Below are 20,524 nucleotides of genomic sequence, written 5' to 3'. Positions count from 1 at the left end.
TCCTATGCATTATCCCTTTCTCGTCGCCGATGCACGCTCTGGCCTCCAATACCGATTGTCCGACACCGCTTTGGCCGAACTGAGTCTAGCGCCAAAGGTGACCGAATGGGCACCCGGTCGCGCCATCGCAAACTCCTCTGATCCAGTTTGGGCGGATAGTCTCTCGAACGCGCCCATTGAAACGATTTCTGCGGTGACTGCAGCCTTGGAGGACCTGATACTTGCTACACCGGATTTGCAGATACCGACGGTAGGTTCCCTGCCCGACAGCAGGGCGGGACGGCATCTGACGGCGTTGGTCGGACTGTGGCAGGAACTGGGGGATGCGCTGCCCGAAGGTCTGCCGCCAATACGCCATGTCCTGAATTTGTCCCATGGAAGCTTTCTTACTCCGATCTCAGTTGTCGAGGGTTCTCTCGATCCGCTCGCGCCCGCCGCAATGCAGATGCTTTACGCCCGATTAAAGGACGAGTTCGGCTCAGTCCCCGCCTCGCCACGCGATCGCACAGCGGCGATCGGTAGCCGGCTGCACGCCCTCCAAGGCGGGTTGACGGCCCCTCAAATCGAGACGGGCCCCATCGATTTTAGCCTTTCTTTCTACGGCTTAAGAGATCCTGCGGCCTGTGCAGATTTCGCCGCTGCCCGTGCTCGAGCACTGATTGACGAAGGGACGCCGGCTCGCGAGATTGCTGTGCTGACGGCTGGAAGCCCGCAACAGATCGCCCGTGCTTTCTCTGCACAGGGTATTCCGCTGTCTGGCCTACCCGCGGACCTGCCAAAACGCGATGTCGTTGGCGAAACTGCATTACACCTGGCGCTTGCCAAACGCCCGCCAACGCCCGCTATGGTACTGGCAAGCCTCGTGCTGTCTCCACTTATGCCTTGGTGCCCTGTGACGGGCCGAAATCTCGCTGAAAGCCTGATGAGCGGGGACTTCCGCGGTCAAATCCTAACGGCATACCCGGCGCACAAGGCGCTTTGGGATGATATTCGTGCCTCTGCAAGCAGCTTGGCGCAGTTACGTTTCCTTCTCGACCGCATCTGCGATCAGATTACCGAAGGTGACAAAGTTAGAGCCCGCCTATCTGTCCCTCCAGGCGAGGGGTCACCGGATTGGGAAGGGATTCTGCGCGGCATTCAGGTGATGGCGCCTGGAAACGCAGATCCGGTGCGCAATCTGGAAGGCGTTAGCCTGTTGCTCGCGCATGAGAGCCCTTGGCGTCCCTGCCAGCATTTGATCATCTCCGACTTTACTGACGGGCTGTATCCAACACGCCCGCGCGCCAATCCGATTTTCCTGGACAGCGAAGTTACTTCGATCCATGCCGCGACAGGTCTCGCATTGCGGGGGCGCGCCGCGAGCCTGGCACAAGGGCTTGCGCACTTTGATCATCAACTGCAGGCGACCTCCGGAAGTGTCACTTTTCTGATCCCTTGGCGCGATTTGTCGGGCACGAAACTACAGCCATCTGCAGGGCTGTCACTTATTGCGCGCTCGATCCATAACCTCGACGACGCGAGCGATCTCATCACTGATTTGTCGCGGCTCTCGCCTTCAGACTGGCCAATCATGCATCACCATCTCCCGCCATTACCCATGCAACCAGACCTCCCCGAGGCTCTGGACTTTCCTGGGCAAGATCTCCTCTCTCTTCGTCGCACGGATGACGGAACGGCAAAGCCGCAATCGCCTTCGCGGCTGGAGACGCTGCTCGTCAGCCCACTTGCCTGGCTCCTTGCTGAGGTCGGAGCGGAGGATATGTCGTGGTCGGCCGACGAGCTTGATGTTATAGCGAAGGGCAATATCGCCCATGATGTCTTCGAACATATCTTCTTGAAGGATCAGCCGGTCCCGGATACCGAAACACTGACCGCTGCGGTCCCCGAGGCTTATGATCGTGCGTTGATGCGCCATGCTGGCTATCTCCGAAGCCCGTCGTGGGAGATGGAACGCAAGGGACTGGAACGCGAAATCCTGGCTGCCGCGCTACGCTGGCGCGATCATCTGTTGGCGCTGAATGCAAAGATTATTGGCAACGAGATCTGGTTGGCGGGGGAAGCACACGGCATCCAGCTGCATGGCAAAGCAGATGCAATCCTCGAGTTGCCCGATGGTACTTTGTTAGTCGTCGATCACAAGAAGAGCGGAACGTCGGGTCGACGTAAGCGAATGGAGGCGGCTTGGGATCTGCAGGCTGGGCTCTACCGCGACATGATTTCCCGGCCAAACCGACGCGAGAACGACGGGATGGATCCGTTGATTGGACGCAAGGTTGCCGTTGCATATCACCTTATGAACGACGGAGGCTTCCTGACCTCTGGGCTGACGCTTTCCGACGGTTCTCCGGCGCGCGACATGGGACATACCGTGAGTGATAGCGCCGTGGAAAAGCTAACGGCGCGACTGGAGGAACTGGGCGCAGGTAGGGTGGTCCTCAACACGTCCGATGATGAAAAATTCTTTAGGAAAGAGGCAGGCTTTACGCCCTATGCGCTGACCGACGGCTCTCCCCTCGTCAAAGCCTTCATTCGTCAGGTCGAGGAGGGATGACCATGGATCAAGGATTGATAATCGTTCCAGCGGGCGCTGGCGCCGGGAAGACGCACCGAATTAAGACCCAGCTTTCTGACTGGGTCAAACGCGGTGTGGTTAGGCCCGAGCGCATTCTGGCCGTGACTTTCACTGAGACCGCTGCGGCTGAACTTCGTGAACGCATCCGTGCCGGGCTTCTAGCAGATGGTCTCGTTTCGGAGGCTATGGCGGTCGAGCGCGCATATGTATCAACTATCCATGGGCTGGGCCTCAGGCTTTTGACCGAACATGCGCTAGCGGCAGGTGCTTCGCCGCAACCGCGGCATCTGGGTGATGCGGAGCGAGACCTGTTGATCCGTCAGTCACTGGCGCATGCGAAATCGCTTGATCCCATCAAGGCCGAGCCAGAACGTTTTGGCTATGAAGCAAACTGGCAGACAGGCGACACGGTCGAAGATTCTCTACGCGGCCGGGTATTGTCGATGATTGATCTCTTGCGCGGTCTTGGTGACAAAGGGCGTGATCGCGGCCTGCTCCCACCGGCGCTGTCGCGACTGGATACGATCTATGGTAAGGTCCTGTCAGATCCGACAGCTGCTCGTGACGCGTTGGGAGCGGCTATTCAGACAATGGTTGCGAGCTTCCCGGAAGGCGGCATGGCTCACATCACTGCCAAAGGCAATGTCGAAAAGCTTGAGAAGAATCTGGCGCTATTCAAACGGGTTCATCACTCGCCCGATCTTCTCGACCGGGACTGGAAGCTTTGGAACGACTTACGCGGTTTGTTTGTCTCGAACCGAAGCAGCAAGACGCCGGAAGGATACGACGATCTTGCCACCGCTATTATGGCGGCGGCTGACGTTCTTCCCGCCCACCCCGGCCCTCTTGCTGATGCAAAGTTGCACCTCTCCTGCCTGATCGCGTGTGCCCAAGAGGTTATGGAAGCCTATGAGACTCGTAAAAAGGCATTGGGCCTAATCGACTTCGCCGACATGATTACCGGGGCGGAACGACTTTTGCGCACCGACCCTGCCGTGCTCCAAGCTGTGCTCGGCGAGATAGATTGCGTCATCATCGATGAGTTCCAGGATACCAATCCCGTGCAATTCGCCCTTCTTTGGCAGCTTGGCGCACATGCGACGCGCACACTGCTGGTTGGCGACGTTAAACAGTCGATCATGGGGTTTCAGGGCGCCGACCCGCGCTTGTCACAGGCTCTCGCGACGGCGAATCCCGATGCAACACAGCCGCTTGATCGCAACTGGCGATCGACACCGGCTGTGATGCAGTTCGTCAATGCAATGGGTGTGGGCCTGTTCGGCGCGCATTACAACTCACTGACACCAACGCGCGATCCGATCTCAGGTCCGGCGCTCGAGGTGTTGATCGCAACCAAATCGCGTAGCGTTCGCACAGCATCGAAACCACAAGAACACATTGCTGAACGCATCGCTGCCATCCTGACGGATGGTGACACAATAACCGACCGGTTCACCAGGGCATCGCGCCCTGCACGACCATCAGATATTGCGGTGCTAGTTTGCCGGCACACGACAGCCGCCCGCTATGCAGAGGAACTGCGCGCCCGCGGTGTCCCAGCCCGCATCAGCGAGGACGGCTGGGCTACGAGCCCCGTTGTAACCGCCGCCCGTGCCGCACTTGCGTTTGCCGCGAACCCGGCCGATATTCACTCTGGACTACTATTGCGCACGCTGGGCCCCGATCCACTACTTCTGCAGACTGCACTTTCCGCCCAGACTGCCGGGCGGTTGGCCGATGACCCGGTCCTGATTCGCCTTGCAGCCTTGTCCGATCAAATGGCAAGTCTTCCGGTCGGTGCGGCCTTGGATTTGGTGCTGTCGGTCGCAGGCCTACGCCTTTGGGCAGATTGCCAACCTAACGCAGCAGCATCCCGCGCCGATCTCCTTCGACTGGAGGCTGAGGCAAACGAGTTTGAGCGCGCGCACCGCGATCTCAAAGCTGCTTCCGGATTCCATGGCGAAACAGCGAAGGTGTTTCTCGGCTGGCTCGATGCCCGAGCGAATGAACGCGATTTTGATCGCCGGCCCGATCCCGCTGCCAACAACGCCGAGGTGGTCGAGATCGTAACCTGGCATGCCTCGAAGGGCCGCGAATGGCCAATCACTGTCGTGGCCGAGCTCGATAACGGTATTGAGGATTGGCCCGGTTCCACGACAACACGATTCGATGCATTGGACCGGATCGACGATATGGCGGTGGTGCTTGGCTCGGCCGCGCTTGTTCATACACCTGGGTTTGCGGCGCCAGAGGCTACGCGCCGCTTTATCGAAGATCGACGGGAAGATTTCGAGGCCAATGCGAAAAACTTGCTCTATGTCGCTCTCACACGCGCGCGCGACCGGATTGTGCTGGAATGGCCCGGGTTCCTGAAAGACCGAGAGGAAGACGCGCCAGAGGCAACAAACCTGTTCCATGTCTTTACGGACAACTGTGCACCGCAGATCGGGACCAACTGCTTGAAGGTCGGCCGTGTCGATTGCGCCGCGGTCATTAAACAATTGCCAGAGATGGCGGGCTTTACCGAATTTGCAAATAGCGTCTCAAGCATAACGCCCCGGTTCGGGCCCGCGACGCCTTTGGCCGAAATACCACTCTCGCCCTGGCGGCTACAGCCTTCGCAAAGTCGCAGCGCGGGAGAGGTGCCCGGAACCCGTAGCATCGTTCTTGGCGCCCCTTGGCCGACAACGCTCAATGACGCGGCCCGTGGTACTGCCCTACATCTCGCGTTGCGCACTTATCTGACCCGACCCGACCTGGCGCACGGGTTGCCGTCTGCGACGGAACTGGACGCAGCCACACTCGATATGATTTCTGAGCGTGCCACCGCACTGAAAAACTGGCTTGCAGCGGAAGGTTATACAGACCTTGTCGCTGAGATCCCGGTGCTTGGTTTCACTCGAGATGGGGCCGAGATCCCAGGTACTATTGACCTTCTCGCCATCGGATCAAATGGGTGCCTGCTCATCGACCATAAATCTGGCGGCAGTGGTGACGGCCTCGGTCCCTACTGGCCTCAGCTATCAAGCTATGCTGGGTTGGTCCCAGAGCTGTTCCCGCAGCATCCACTAAAAGGGGTGGCAATATTTTGGGTCGATCACGGACGGCTGGAATTGACTGACACCAGCGTGCAGTCCGCAGATCCTGCGAAGATTGGAACGGCTTAATGGTTTGGGGAATGTTAGCGCCCGATACGATAGTTTCGCAAAGACGAATTTGGGCCTCGCGGCTGCGGTGAGCCAGTTCGACGGCTGGGCGGTCCCCCGAATTGGCGGCTTGAAGCAATCTATGGACCTCAAGATCTGAGCGCACGTGGCGCGCGCAAGATGTTTGGCGTGACGGGTGGTAGCTTTAGAGACGCGAAGTAAAAATGCGGTAACGTCAAACAGATGTGTCTTGTAAACACGCTTTGTGCCGTTCCAAACTTATAGAACACTGAGGACAATTTCGTGCAGGCGCATAATAATGACTGGTTGGTTATACAAAAAGAGTTGGCATTGGCTTTTGGAAAACCAGTTGCTTCAGGCTTTCTTGTTCGGGCTGGCTCAACTGCGATGCGCGAAGGGTCTCCGACCGTGAAACGAAATCGCGGGGAACGTGATCGGCTGATTAGGGAGGGTGTTCTCGTTCCCGACGACAATCCAGCCTTATACCGCTTTGAAGAAGACTACGTTTTCACGAGCCCGAGCCTGGCAGCTGGTGTGGTGATAGACGGGAACAGCAACGGCGGTCACTGGCAAGCGAATCCTACCGCGACACGAGAACTCACCGAACACGTTAGCCCTCCAACTCGTTTGCAAGTTGAAATGGCGATGGATGCGTACGACCGCTATCAGCAATCAGGCGAGCATGCGGCCTTCTTCGATGCCTTTGGTGAGCCACGCGACTACTGGGTGCGCTCAACGCGCGATCGGTCAAACCGTGTCTACCCTACGAAACCGATCGTTGGCTTCCTGAGAAACAAGACGCAGCTTAACGGGGGCTGGGGACAGAGGACCGATGCCGCGGCCCAGTTACACGCGGTAGGATACATCATCGTTGAGGCTAATAACGCACCGGTTCCCCCGCCCCAACGTTATGAGCATCTCTCCAATAATGCCGACCGTATCCGACTCTGCGCCCGCAATTACTATGTCGAACCGGCCCGCGAGAACGACGCGACAGAAGTTTCGATACGGGCCAGCGATCTTAGTCGGGATATGGGACTGCACGATGCCTTTCCAGCAATCTGCAGTGCACTCGGTGGGGAGAAATTCCAAAAGCTCGCGCATGTTTTAGCGCCGAAGCACACTCTGCCCAATCCCAGTAGTTCCACAATCTTCACCTATCAGTTCGCTGAACCAGAACGGCAAAAAATTATGACGCCTCAACCTTCCACCGCGATGCCCGCCACGACCAATCTGATTCTTTACGGGCCGCCCGGTACCGGAAAAACCTACGCCACCGCTTGGGAAGCAGTGCGGCTTTGCCTAGGCGATGCTGTAGCCGAATCGATCAGGAACGACCGCCTTGCTCTAATGGCCGAATATCACCGCCTTGTCGGCGAGGGCCGCATCGAATTCGTCACATTCCATCAATCGATGGCCTATGAGGATTTTGTTGAAGGTCGCCAGCCTACTACTGGATCAGATGATGGTGAAGAAGAGACTTCGGCAGGGTTTCGGCTCGAAACCGTACCCGGGATATTTCGGCGCATAGCGAAACGAGCTGAAACCGGGCTCGGCAAGAAAGCGATCAGCAATCGGATCACCACTGAAGGTCGCCAGATTTACAAGATGTCGGTGGGCTTCAGCAGGGATGCTGGCGATCAAGAGCTCTTCGAAGAAGTTATCGAAGGTGGTTATACCGTCCTTGATTGGAACGACATCGACTGGAGCGATCCAAAGTTCGAAAAAGCCGAGGAGATCCTGAAAACGTGCGAAGTCCAAAGCAAGATCGAGGGGCCGGTCTCCATGCACTCTGGGCGGGTCTCGATCACCGATACGTTTCGCAATCGGCTGAAAGTCGGCGATATCATCATTGTTTCTAAAGGGAACCGCTTGATCCGAGCCATAGGCGAGGTAACTGGTTCCTATGTATATAGCCCACGGCCCGAGGGACGGTTCGGACATAGACGTGCCGTCCAATGGCTCTGGCACGATCCAGCGGGCGTTCCGGTCACGGAGATCTATGACGGCAACTTTACGATGCGGTCACTCTATGGGCTGAACAAGGAGCGCCTTAATATTCCGGTCCTTGAGCGTTATATGAACAGCGCGATCACAGAGATCGACGCCGACGTTGAACGTGAGGCCTTCGTCTTGATTATCGATGAGATCAATCGGGCCAACATCTCAAAGGTCTTTGGCGAGCTGATCACGCTCTTGGAACCTGACAAGCGCCTAGGACAGCCTAATGCACTAAAAGTGCATCTTCCGTACTCGCGAGATGAATTCGGCGTGCCGGCGAATTTGCATATCGTTGGCACGATGAACACTGCGGACCGTTCAATTGCACTTCTCGACACAGCCTTACGCCGTCGCTTCACCTTCCGCGAGCTGCTGCCGGATGTTGCAGAACTTCGCCGGGCGCTGGCTGCACGACAGCTCAATGCCGGAAATCTAGATGGGATCGATCTGTGCAAGCTGCTGATCGAACTTAACGAACGGATTGAGTATCTTTTTGATCGCGAACACCAAATCGGCCATGCTTATTTCACCGGCTGCAGTAGCCGAGCCGATGTCGAAGATGTCATGCGCCACAAGGTCATCCCGCTCTTGGCTGAGTATTTCTATGAGGACTGGTCGAAAGTCGCCGCGGTGCTAGGCGATGGCGGTGGCGCCACAGGTTCCCGTTTCCTTGAGGCTAGAAGATTGTCAGCTCCGGCCGGCTTTGCCGATGACGAATTGGCCGGCGAAAAGATGCGTTGGAGCGTGAAGACCAGTTTCGACTTCTCGGACTTTGCAGCCTGATGCCCGCCTATACGGTCCGCGAATGGGACAAGCTCGTCTACGGCGTCGGCGAGAGTCAAATTCCTGACAGCCATGCAAGTCGACTTGCGGCTCTGGCGGAACGCTCGCCATTTGCCGGGCGCGGTGGCGGGGGAGTTCTTGAACATGGCCGGCACGCCCTGCGCGCTCGCGGCGTGGTGGGAATTTTGTCGACGGGCGATCTGAGCTTGGAAATCTTGCCCAAAATCGATGTCGCTCCCGGTGAGACCGTCGATCAACAAAATGCGACGGTCCGCAAACATCTCGTGCATATGCTGGCCGTTGCGCTCGATCTGAAACTTGACCTTGGCGCCATCACTGACCTCGCTTGGCAAAGGGAGACTCTCCTAGAAATCCTGATCCGCATCTTTTGCGCCAAGCTAACTGAGGCCCTGCGTAAGGGCATGCCGCGACGCTATATCAACCGCGATGAGGATTTGCCTGTTTTGCGTGGGCAGCTCGACATTACCCGGCAGTTTGTGCGCCATGCGGCAGATCCTTCGCGACTTGCTTGCCGCTTCGACCTTTTGTCGAACGACACGCCGCTCAATCGGATCATGAAAGCAGCCGTGGTACGCTTGGCGCGAATCTCGAGGCGCCCCACCAACCAGCAACACCTGCGTGAGCTGGCTTTTGTCTATGCTGAGATTACGGAGGAACCGGTTTCTGCTCTGCGATGGGACCAGGTTGTGATCGACCGCACCAATCGGTCATGGCAGGACCTCTACTCGATGGCCCGGCTATTCTTGCAAAATCGCTACCAGACCACCACGAGTGGCAGCGGCGAGGGCACTACCATGATGTTCGAAATGAACTCGCTATTTGAAGAGTTTGTTGGTCGGTCCCTTGTCCGCGCACTGGCGGGTACAGGACTTAGCGTCTCATTACAGGGCGGACGCCTATTCTGTCTAAGCGCGCAGGACAACGGGCGAGCCCTCTTTCAGACCAAGCCAGATATTCTCATTCGGCAGGGAAGCACAGTTACTCATGTCATCGACACGAAATGGAAGAGAATATCTGCAAGGATCGATGATCCCAAGCAGGGGGTCTCGCAGGCCGACGTCTATCAGATGATGGCCTATGCCCAGCTCTATAACGCACCGCGCATGACCTTACTCTATCCTCACCATCCCGGCCTTGGCCACGAGGCTGCGGTTCATGCTCGATACCGCATTACCGGACATGCTACCACTCTCGAGACCGCTAGCGTCGATATATCAAACAATTTGGGGATACTGGCTAAGCTTCGTGCGCTGGTAATAGAAGGAAGTGATTGCTGAAAAGCAGTTGGCATATTTGGATCCTTTAACCCATTGACGTTAATGTTTTGAAAGGAATCGAACCAGAAACCAGCAAACGTCTGAGCACTCAACGCGCTGAACATCCACGATAATTTCCTCTGTCATCTACAATGTTGACGGCTAAGAAATGGATGCCTCATACTGAGCAAGAAGTACGGCCTGCACTTGTGTTTTTGTTGGTACTTGCGTCCGCCCACGCCACGCTTTGTGACCTAACTATAAAGCTGCTTTTCCGAACTCCTAGCCGGCGATAATATAAACAAAGCAGCGAGTCGGAGCGCATTGATGCAAGAGAGCTACGCTCTCGTCCACACAGAAGTCAGCCGAAGAATCGTGGTGATTATGTCACCCGTGCATGGTGCCTTCGTGCTGACGAAAGCCTGCCGTGCTTCGACCGATTGCGGCTGCTTAGCCTGCGCGCTGTTCGATGGAGAGGTGGAGACCTCGGGTGGGTTGTTTCCTGCGCTTGATCTTAAAGACGCTCGAGAAATGCGCCCGGGACTGATGGCCTACACCATCACCCCGCAGGGCAAGGACTTCATCGATACGCTCGATCGGCAGAGCTTTGCGGATTACCGCGGTCCTATTGGCCGGGAGCAGGTCACCAAGCTCTTCGAACGGCCGAGCGCGGTACTGATAATTCGGCAGGAGACCGATGAGACATTTACCCACTCCCTGGTGTCCGCGACCATCAACGGGCGCGTCATTTCTCGCGGGTGCCGAGCCTCGCCGCATTGTCCCTGCGTGGGCTGCCGCATTGTCGACATGTATTATACGGAAAAGCCGGGGCATTTGGCGCGCGTCGCCGATATAACTGCAACGCGGTCCACCAAGGACGGAGCGGCGCTTCTGCCAATCTTCGTCGACGACACCATCATCTCAGCAATGCTGAACCGTGACCCGGCCATCCGGCATGCCTTTAATCCAAACCCCTTTGACTCGCCGCTTGAGCGAATGTTCTTCGAACTCGCCTTCCTCGACCTGCATCTATATCCCCAGCATCAGGTAGGTAAGTATCAGCTGGATTTTGCCATTCCGGACAAACGCTTGGCGATCGAACTGGACGGGCATGAATATCACAAGACCAAATACCAGCGCACGCACGACGCACGGCGGGACCGTTGGCTCTTTGGCCAAGGATGGAGCGTTCTCCGCTTTACTGGCACAGAGCTCAGCGCCGATCTCGATCGGTGCATCGACGAAATCTGCATGCTAGTGGGCACAGAGCGTCTGAGTCCACGTTAGCCGGCCAAAAGGAATGTACGATATGGGGCCGCTAGCTGCCAGACAGCGACTGATTATCCCCGGCAAGAAGCCGACATTAACTTTTCCCAGCGGAACGGGCTTGGTTGAGAGCAAATAGGCGGGCCAGGATCTCGTCGTCGTCCAAACGCTTTCCGCGCCAATCGTCGCCCCAGCCATAGGCATCGGCGACCGCCGCATCCAGCGCGGCGTGCGTGTTCGCCAGCCATTGCGGGCGGGCGTTGTAGAGATTGGTGAGCGTGCGCTTCTTCAGTTCCTTCGCTGCCGCCTCGTTCTTCGGGAGGATGCGATCGGGATAGCCGGGCACCACTTCGGGCTCACGCACGACAAGATCGGCGGGGTTGAGCCAGTTTTCGCGCAGTTCGTTCAGCCGCGCCGCCGCAGTGGCGATCGCCTGCGCCCGCGGGTCGTCGGCATAGGCCGCTGCGGAAATGTCAGGCGTCAGTCCCTCTGGAAAAGGGAAGGTTTCAAAGGTTGAAGTGTGCACATACTCGGGATCGTTGCCGACGCCGTGCTTGCCTCCGAGGCGGAGCGACCAAACTTCGTGAATACGCGAATGAACTATCCCCATGAACGTTTCATCCTCGCGGCGAAAGACAACGAGGCGGGTATCGGGTATGACTTTCGGGTCGAGCCAAACAAAGAACCGATGCTTCGAAACTCGTGGCGTCGCCAAATATCGCTTTTGAACCATTATTTTAGAGAGCAGCTTCGTTCGCCGACGCTGCATAATCCACCACCGCGCAGCAGTTTTAGGTTCACCAGCACGAAGCGCCCTCTCTCCCAAAGCAGCACGTCGCCGCTGCTCAGCGTCCCACGCGGCTTCAAGCAACGCGTATGGCTTTTCGAAGAAAGCGGCTTCTGACTGTTCACGCTCGCCAAAGTCGATGATCCACCAATCAGAGGGTCGATCTGTCAGATCGTCACCGTTCCTCCATGGACGCAGCACTTCTGCGTTCATCTCACCGTTGGGATTTATTGGAGCAGTCAGGAGTTCGCGGGCAACCGCCGGCGCAACTTCGAATGGCCCACCGCTGATCGTACCCTGCCCCGCCACTCCTTTGTTCTCATTCAAAGCGGCAGGCTCTGCTTCAATTAATTTTGGCTTGAGATCGGAACCGATCCCACCCACCTGGATGCCGTCCAATGCTGCATGGTGACGTTTCTGTGGCTCAAAGCAGACGAGGGACACTCTTACATCCGCGCCGTCGACGGTCCATTCCTCATCGCTCCAAGCATTGAATATCCCATCAAGACCAGCTGCCCCGTTCAAGACCTTACGATTTGTTCCTCTTCGAATCGCTTGCGTGGCCACTAGGCCTGCGCGCTCCAGCCGCCCGCGCACCATCATCGCCCAAGCCTTAGCGAACCAGTAGCAAACCAGATCAACACCGCCTGGGACTTCCGCCCAGGCCTTGCGTAGCGCGCGAACATAGTCCTCGCCCAGCTCGCCAATCATCTTCTTGTTGCCAAGGAACGGCGGGTTTCCTACCACTACCTCCGCTGTCGGCCACTCCGCTTGCGTCCCATCCCCATTCAGCACTGCATCGCGGCATTCAATCGTTTCCAATGGCCGTAGGATCGGGTTCTTGGCCGCATCGAAACCGTTGCGTCGCATCCACTGAATTTCACCGATCCATACCGAGACCCGCGCCAATTCGGCAGCGTAGGGATTGAGCTCGATCCCCAGCACATTCTCCGGTCCGGTGCGCGGAAAGCCGCGCAGCAGTCCCAATGCCTCAGCATCCAGGTTGGCGCGATGCTCGATGTCCTTTAGCGCCTTGAGCGAAACATAAAGAAAGTTGCCCGATCCGCAGGCGGGATCGAGTACACGGAAATTGGCCAGCCGCTCGATGAATGCCGCGTGGATTGCCTGTGCTTCCGTCAACGCTCGGGTTCGCTTCCCCAGTTCCGCGCCGCGTAGCAATTTCTCTGCCGTCTGGCGTGGCGCGTTTACCACCAGCGCGGTGATCCGCGCCAGTGCGTCGGCCCATTCGGCTTCCAGCGGTTCAATAATCATCGGTCGGACGATCATCATGATCTTGTCGCGATCGGTGTAGTGCGCGCCGAGTTGGCTCCGCTTAGCGGGATCTAGCCCGCGTTCAAACAGCGTACCCAGAATCGACGGGTCTATCTGAGACCAGTCGCGCCGCGCAGCGCTCAGCAGTTGCGCGATATCTTCGCTGCTCACCGGCAGCACGTTTTTGTCGGCGAACAGCCCGCCATTAAACCAATCGATCGGCGTGAAGTCGATATCGCCGCCTTCGGCCATTGCGCCGAACAGCTTGGCGGCATTGCTCTCGAATCGCTCCGGCCGCGCATGGCTGGCGGTAAGCATTTTTGTGAACAGATAATCGGGCAGTAGCCCGACGTCTTCGGCGAACATGCAAAAGACCAGCTGGTTAACGAAATGAGCGACGCGGTGTGCTTCATGTCCACGCTCACGGAGCCGCTGGGCGATAGCAACGAAGTCGCGTGCGGTCTCCTCGGTCAGTTGCTGGCGCGATTTGGCTGGCTTGAATTGTTCAGGATTTACGAACGCCGCCTTCAGCCGGTCTCGCACCGCGCCGTCGATCAAGTCATCGAGTGCGATCTCGTGCGTTTCCTGGACGCTGTTAGTCCAGTTAGTCCGGATCACGATGCGGTGCATGTCCGACACGATCAGCAGCGGTGGGTTTTCCAACGCCACCGAATATTGCAGCAACTGGGCATAGGCCTTATCGAGATTGGCGTGCCGGCCCTTGTATTCCCAACCGAAGCACTCGCGCCGCCAGACATCGGCCCAGCCGTTGCCACCACCAGTCTTGCTGGCACCCTTCTCGAAAGTGAACCATTCGCCCTTGGTATCGGCGGAGACCGGGTCAGGAAGGCCCAGTAGGGCGCAGAGGTCATTGAAATGACTTTGCGAGGCCGAGCGCTCCTTCAGCTCCACGTTTCGCCATTTCTTAAGGAAGTTATCCGGTGTCATGATGTCCCATCGTTAATCCGGGACTTTGAACCGACCGCAAGGCGTCCCCGCGATCACTAGTAGCCCGTCAGTTCGCAATTGCAATCTTGGTATGACTTTACATCATGTATACTTTTTAGAAGTGTTAATTGCGAACTGGACGACGGGCATGCAGGCTCGTTGGCGGTGTGCGGGATAGTGGTTCAAAGTGGGATCAGCACCCTCCGAGCGCGGCCCGGTGGATGGCCGTGCTTCTGTACTGACAGCAGAAAAGCCACCCCCACCCTGGCTTCATGGTACTCGACGCTCCCCTCCTAGCCTATCGGCCGGCGGAAGAGACCCGCTACGGAAGAATGTCGCTGGAGGAATTGGAGCTCCGCAAAGCAGACCTCGCCGGCCATTTTTACCGCCATCTACCTAGCCTGAGCGGACGAGCGTAGTTTATCGTCATTGAAAACCACAAGTCGGATCAGGATGTGGTCGCGCCATTCCCCAACCACCAATTTCATCCTTAATCCCTCATCAGGGCGCATGGGATTCTTCTAGTAAGCTTAGACAAGAGAATGAAGCGCCTATGGCAATTGCCGGCCTTGGCTCGTCCAACCGCCACCGCCATGGATAGCTCCTTGGGCTCACTGCCCGAAATAGAGGATTGACGCAATAGCAGTCAGCCGCCGTGTACGAGGTCAATTTGGCGTTGCTATCAGATGACGGCACGCATGACCTTTTGCATAGCCCAGATCTTCGCTGGACGACTTTCCGAAGCAATGGACAGAAGGCCGGAATTCAGTAATGGCGATGGCAGCAAGACGATGACAAATCAACTAATTGATGACTATTATGCAATCCAGAATGGCATTGATGCTGGATTGTTTGATGCATATTGAAACTCTTCGTATCCGTAACTTCCGACGCTTGAAAGACGCCCGTATCGATTTGGCCTCGGATATCTCGATCTTCGTCGGGGCGAACAACAGTGGAAAGACGTCTGCGACGCACGCGCTTCAACTCTTCACTGCGGCGTCGCGAGAGCGGTTTTCGATCCATGACTTCAGCTCGGACTGCTGGGATTCCATCGACGGCTTCGGAGCCAGCCTGCCAGGCGCCGTGCTTCCGACGATATCCATGGACATCTGGTTTGGGGTCGAACCTGGGAATCTTCATCGGGTAGCAGATCTCCTACCGAACCTATCTTTTACCGGCAGCACGGTCGGCATCCGCGTGGAGTTCGCGGCGATTGACGCCGCCACGCTGCGCCAGGAATATCAGGCTGCTCATGCTGCCGCTGCAGCAAACGCACGCCCCGCAGCCGATGGAGTGCCGGCCTACCATCCCTCGCCACGAACACTCTGCGACTACCTTCGCGACGAGGGAGGCGCGCGACTGCGGAAAGGATTCGACCTTCGTTACTATGTTTTGGACAAGGCGCGCTTCGACGGCGAGTTCCGCGAACTGCCAGGATACGTCCCACGTCTCATCTCCTCGGAAAACGGACGCGGCGGAAGGGAGATTCTGGCTGGCCTCGTAAAGGTCGACTTCCTGCAGGCGCAGCGGCATCTCTCTGACTCGTCGGGCGGGACCCGTTCCGAGGAACTGTCGAGAGTTCTTGGACGCTTCTACCAGCGAAACTTGGAGCAGCGTGCCGAGGACTTCGACGCCCAGCGGGCCCTGGCAGATTCCGAGACGATGCTCAACGATCACCTCGGGAGGGTGTTCGGACCTACTCTCGATCGTCTGTCCCAGCTTGGATACCCAGGTCTGGGCAACCCACGCCTGCTTATCAAGACTGCATTGAACCCTGCCGCGATCATGAGCTCGCAGGACGGAACAAGGGTGCACTACGCTCTAGGAGAAGCCGACCAGCACGGCGTCCTTCCAACGCTGCCCGACCGATACAATGGGCTTGGCTTCAAGAACCTGATCTACATGGTCGTGGAACTGCTGGACCTTCATGCAAGGTGGATGGAGGTGGAGGAAAGCAGGCCGCCTGTCCATCTCGTCTTCATCGAGGAACCCGAGGCCCATCTGCATGTCCAGCTCCAGCAGGTGTTCGTGCGGAAGGTGCTCGACATCTTGAAGATCGAGGGCCCCGAGGCAGCCCACTACACTAGCCAGCTGGTGGTCTCCACGCATTCGTCCCATATCCTGTACGAGCGCGGATTCCGACCGATCCGTTATTTTCGGCGCATGCCGGGTGGGTCGCAGACGTCGCTGGTCCTTAACCTGTCGGTGTTCTACCGGGACACAAAGCCGAAGACCCGGCTCTTCCTGGAGCGCTACCTCAAGCTCACGCATTGCGATCTCTTCTTCGCCGACGCTGCCGTTCTTGTCGAAGGCAACGTCGAGCGCCTCCTGCTACCCGCAATGATCGCCAAGGCGGCTCCAGGGTTGCAAGCCGCGTATCTCAGTGTACTTGAGATCGGTGGGGCCTTCGGCCATCGCTTTCGGAAACTGGTGGAATTCCTTGGCATCACCACGCTTATCATAACCGACATTGATAGTGTGCTGCCGGGCGCGGAGCCGGAGCCGGAAGTCGAAGTCGACATCGCACCGGTCGCGGGTGGAATGTTCGACGACCTGATCGGCGATGTAGAAGCCGCAGAAGAGGTAGTCCCAGAGGCTGCGGAGGAGGAGCCGGAAGACGACGATGACGAGCCCGGACCTGGGACTGCCTGCATCGTTGGTCATCCGGGAGCGGTGACGTCGAACCAAACGCTCATTAAATGGCTACCCGGCAAGACGCTCATCGCCGACCTACTCGCTGCCGATGCTGATGAGTGCGTGCAGGCAAGGGTCGCGCCGCACGACGCGCTAATACGTGTCTCGTACCAGACCATTGTAGAAGTCTCATGGAAGGGAGAAGTCGCACTCATCGCCGGACGCACCCTGGAAGAGGCCTTCGCCCTTGAGAATCTCGTCTGGACTCAGGACAAGGCTCGCAAGGCGCTTAGGCTGAAGATGAACGGCGCTACGAACCTTGATCTGGCTGCCATTTCGGAAAGGCTCAACAAGAAGATTACGGCATCAGGGTTCCGCAAGACCGACTTTGCCTTGTCGCTTCTGGAGCAGGATCCGAAGGGATGGAAGGTCCCCACCTACATCGCCGAAGGTCTGCGGTGGCTTGAGAGCGAGGTCACGCCGGCTCCTCCTGCCGTTGACAACTTCGGGAGCGCAGGTCCGGAACCGGATGCGGAAGATCTAGGAATATTGGTATGACGAGCAGGAGCGGCAAGCCTGACACGCAGGCCGACGTCGAACTTCGCGACGCGTTGAGCGCCCAGCCTCCGAAGCACTTCGTGATGGTCGCAGGCGCAGGGTCGGGAAAGACCACGTCGCTGATCAAGGCGCTGGAGTATGTTTCCAAGACGCGGGGCGATCAACTCCGGATGCGGGGGCAGCAAATCGCCTGCATCACCTACACCGAAGTGGCGGTGAACGAAATTCGAAGCGACGTCGGCAACGACCCCCTCTGCCGCATATCGACGATCCATAGCTTCCTGTGGTCGCTGATCCAGCCTTTCCAGTGGGACATCCGTGACTGGGTCATCGTTCGAATCGACGAGAAGATCGCCGAGGAGGAAGCGCGCCAAGCGAATCCTAAAACTCGGCCCGCCTCTCGGCCTAAGATAGAAGCTACTCTAACGAGATTACGCCAGCAGAAGGAGGCGGTTTCCTCCAGGGAGAGGTTCACCTACGGTACCGGCAGCGACTACGGGCACGGCATCCTTGGGCACGCGGACATCCTCAAGCTCGTGCCCGCCTTGCTTGAGCAGAAGCAGCTTCTTCGAGATCTCCTCGCCGCGAAGTACCCAGTCCTGTTCGTCGACGAGAGCCAGGATACCATGCCCGCGTTTATCGCTGCGCTTCGAACGGTGACTCTTACCGTGAAGCATGAGTTCTGCCTTGGTTTCTTCGGCGACCCAATGCAGAAGATCTTCTCAACGGGATCCGGCGCTGTTTCGCTCGAAGAGGGCTGGATCGAGATCAGGAAGCCGGAGAATTTCCGGTGTCCCCAGGCCGTACTGAAGGTCATCAACGCCATACGAGCCGAAGACGACCGGCTCGTGCAGACAGGCGGCAGGACCGAGCGGTCGGGCGATGCCGACATACCCGTGGCTGGGACAGCGAGAATCTTTATCCTTCCCGCCGATGAGCACCGTACGGCGCGCATAGGACACGTCCGCGAATACCTCAGTTGTAAAAATGCAGATCCGCATTGGAAAAGCGATGAAAAGGACGCGGACGTTCGGATGCTTGTTCTGCTGCATCGTGCTGCCGCAAGCCGGTTGGGCTTCCCGAGCCTCTATGCGGCGTTGAACGACAGGTCGACCGAAAGCCTTAAGGAAGGCCTGGCGGACGGCACGGCCTGGCCGCTCCGGCCGTTCCTGAACTATCTTCTGCCTCTAGCAAATGCACTACGACACGGCGACGAATTTGAGATCGTATCGATTCTGAAGGGCGGGAACGCACTCCCAGGGCAGCGTGACGGCGAGAGCTTTGTAGACAGCCTGAAGCGCCTGCACGCGGCGACGACCGAACTGGAGCGCCTGTTCACGGATACTAATGTGACGGTCCGGCAGGTGCTTCAACACGCCGTCGCAACGTCGCTGATGACCGTCGATGAACGATTGGCGAAACATCTGGCGTTGCCAGTTGCCCCCGACGTCGAGCACGATCCCGAGTATCCGCCTCTGCTCGCCTTCCTGGCTTGTCCGGCAAAGGAATTCTTTGGCTACCGGAAGTACCTCGACGACCTCTCCCCTTTCTCCACCCAGCAAGGTGTGAAGGGCGCCCAGTTCAACAGGGTCATGGTCCTCCTCGACGACGAGGAGGGCGAGGCGATGAGGTCGTTCTCCTACGGAAAGTACTTCGGCATCACCGACTTGTCGCCTACAGACATTGAGAACATTGCTATAGGCAAGGATTCTGCAATCGAGCGCACGCGGCGCCTGTTCTATGTCTGCTGCTCACGAGCCGTTCTGGATCTCGCCGTCGTATGGTTCGCTCCCGACGTCGATGTCGCGAGGGCGGCCGTCTTGGAAAAAGGCTTCTTTCGCCCGGAGGACGTCCTATCCGAAGATATGCTCGCATGACCCCTAACCACGCTCTGATCCTGCTTTCTTAAATCATGCGTACTGAACCTGTCTGCCGGCCTGCATGCAGCTTTTCTCAAGCGGCGGGATTGGCAACAGCGCAAGGAGCGCTTGCCCCTTTAATCCAGTAAACCTTCTATAATCCGACCGTTTCAGACCCTCAGCACGGCACCTTGAGCGATCGCCGACAGGCTAGCTAAATCACACCCCACGCTCGAAACCTCCCCCTCCCGGTCATCTCCCGCAAGCCCAGCTCCAAAACGATCCGCCTCGCCGCCTGCGGCGTCACATCCAGCGTCTTCGCCACCATTCCGGCCGACACCAGGGGCTTTGCCATCACCAGATCGACAAGCTCCGGCAGTTTTGACGACGTCCGCCGTCCTTCCAGTTTTCGGTCCATCATCGTTTTCGCCAGTGTCAGCCGGTCATGCTCTTTCATGCCGTTCTCGGCGGCGGCCAAAAGACCGTGGGCGATGGCCAGCAGCCGCGTTCCCCGGTCGCGATGCCGGCGTCGATCGACGGGAATGGTTTTGAGGCCGAGATTGATGGCGGCCAGGTGGGCACCTGACGTGATGCTGGCCTGCCGCAGGATGGAAGCGGCAAACAGCCGGCCGAGCCAGGGCGCATGCTGAAGCACCGACAATTCGTTCCAGGCATCGAGGGCAACGATCGCCCGCAGCACCGCCGGCAGATTTTCGACTTGGCGCAACACAGCACGCCATTCGTCCAGCCGTGCGTCTTCGTCCCAGTCAAGATCGTAAATCATCGGATCTTTGTCTTGGCCACCCCCGCGGCCGGGCCGGCTTGCGTTTTCGATCGCGGCCTCCGATCGTGCAAGCACCGCATCGATGGCGGCATAGTCGAGACCGGGCAGATTTTCGACGTCGTCCCCATCCCCCTCCCCTTCCGGATCTTCAGCGACCGAGCGTCGGTTGGCATTGACGGTCTTCGCCGCGTCCCCGTCGCCTGACCCGATCTCCGAGGTTTTCCGCAGCGAGCGGATGCCGTCGGCGGACAGCGCCCAGCCGGGTGGTTGGGCGGCGATGCGCCGGCGGGTGCGCAAGACGTCGCGGGCAATTGTCAGTTCGTGGGTGGGAGTGCGAATATCCCGCGTGGCATCATGGAGCACGAGGTCCTCGAGATGGACGAGTTCACCGTCGATCCACAGCGAGGCGCAGGCGTCGGCAAAGTTTTGGCGTTCGATCCAGCCCGCGCCGACCGGCGAGCGGGCGATGCGCTCGTCGAGACGGGTCAATGCGACGCCGGCGTCGAACGCCGGCCGCATCAGTACCTGGAGCAGATCCGGTGGCAGGAGGGATTCCTGTTTTCTGCAAATCATGATTCACTCCATTTATGACGAAGCGCCGCCTGCCCATGTC

At 58.1% G+C, this 20,524-nt stretch carries 9 protein-coding genes; 7 read left to right on the top strand and 2 right to left on the bottom strand.

Annotation, left to right across the window (positions count from 1 at the left end; genetic code table 11):
- Positions 1-4: 4 nt before the first annotated feature.
- The 5 genes from ACI2KA_RS25445 (at position 5) to ACI2KA_RS25425 (ending at position 11,087) form a co-directional block, all read left to right on the top strand.
- Complete coding sequence (locus tag ACI2KA_RS25445) at positions 5-2,551, top strand: PD-(D/E)XK nuclease family protein (RefSeq protein ID WP_404505227.1); 2,547 nt, start codon at positions 5-7, stop codon at positions 2,549-2,551.
- Between the two features lie 2 nt (positions 2,552-2,553).
- Complete coding sequence (locus ACI2KA_RS25440) at positions 2,554-5,739, top strand: UvrD-helicase domain-containing protein (protein ID WP_404505226.1); 3,186 nt, start codon at positions 2,554-2,556, stop codon at positions 5,737-5,739.
- 282 nt (positions 5,740-6,021) lie between these two features.
- Entirely contained in the window at positions 6,022-8,523 is a 2,502-nt protein-coding gene (locus tag ACI2KA_RS25435) for an AAA family ATPase (RefSeq protein ID WP_404505225.1), read from the top strand.
- The gene (locus ACI2KA_RS25430; protein ID WP_404505224.1) at positions 8,478-9,821 is read left to right on the top strand and encodes an McrC family protein; all 1,344 of its coding nucleotides are present in this window, start codon (positions 8,478-8,480) and stop codon (positions 9,819-9,821) included. Before ACI2KA_RS25435 ends, ACI2KA_RS25430 begins: the two co-directional genes overlap by 46 nt.
- A gap of 306 nt (positions 9,822-10,127) precedes the next feature.
- A complete protein-coding gene (locus ACI2KA_RS25425) occupies positions 10,128-11,087 on the top strand; it encodes an endonuclease domain-containing protein (protein ID WP_404505223.1) in 960 nt (319 codons plus the stop codon).
- A 76-nt stretch (positions 11,088-11,163) separates the two neighbouring features.
- On the opposite strand, the gene ACI2KA_RS25420 is transcribed toward ACI2KA_RS25425, so the two are convergent.
- Positions 11,164-14,073 carry a class I SAM-dependent DNA methyltransferase gene (locus ACI2KA_RS25420; protein ID WP_404505222.1) on the bottom strand — a complete coding sequence of 970 codons (2,910 nt, stop codon included), beginning with the start codon at positions 14,071-14,073 and terminating at the stop codon, positions 11,164-11,166.
- A gap of 831 nt (positions 14,074-14,904) precedes the next feature.
- Between ACI2KA_RS25420 and ACI2KA_RS25415 the strand changes: the two genes are divergently transcribed.
- The gene (locus ACI2KA_RS25415) at positions 14,905-17,268 is read left to right on the top strand and encodes an ATP-dependent nuclease (protein ID WP_404505221.1); all 2,364 of its coding nucleotides are present in this window, start codon (positions 14,905-14,907) and stop codon (positions 17,266-17,268) included.
- Entirely contained in the window at positions 17,265-19,145 is a 1,881-nt protein-coding gene (locus ACI2KA_RS25410; RefSeq protein ID WP_404505220.1) for a UvrD-helicase domain-containing protein, read from the top strand. The genes ACI2KA_RS25415 and ACI2KA_RS25410 overlap by 4 nt, the downstream gene beginning before the upstream one ends.
- A 196-nt stretch (positions 19,146-19,341) precedes the next feature.
- Here ACI2KA_RS25410 and ACI2KA_RS25405 read toward each other — a convergent pair whose 3' ends face one another.
- Positions 19,342-20,484, bottom strand: coding sequence for an RHE_PE00001 family protein (locus ACI2KA_RS25405; protein ID WP_404505219.1), 1,143 nt, complete (start codon positions 20,482-20,484; stop codon positions 19,342-19,344).
- Between the last annotated feature and the right edge of the window lie 40 nt (positions 20,485-20,524).

The organism is Agrobacterium sp. NPDC089420, from assembly GCF_044900305.1.
Classification (GTDB): Bacteria; Pseudomonadota; Alphaproteobacteria; order Rhizobiales; family Rhizobiaceae; genus Agrobacterium.
This window is presented reverse-complemented; position numbering and strand designations above follow the sequence as displayed.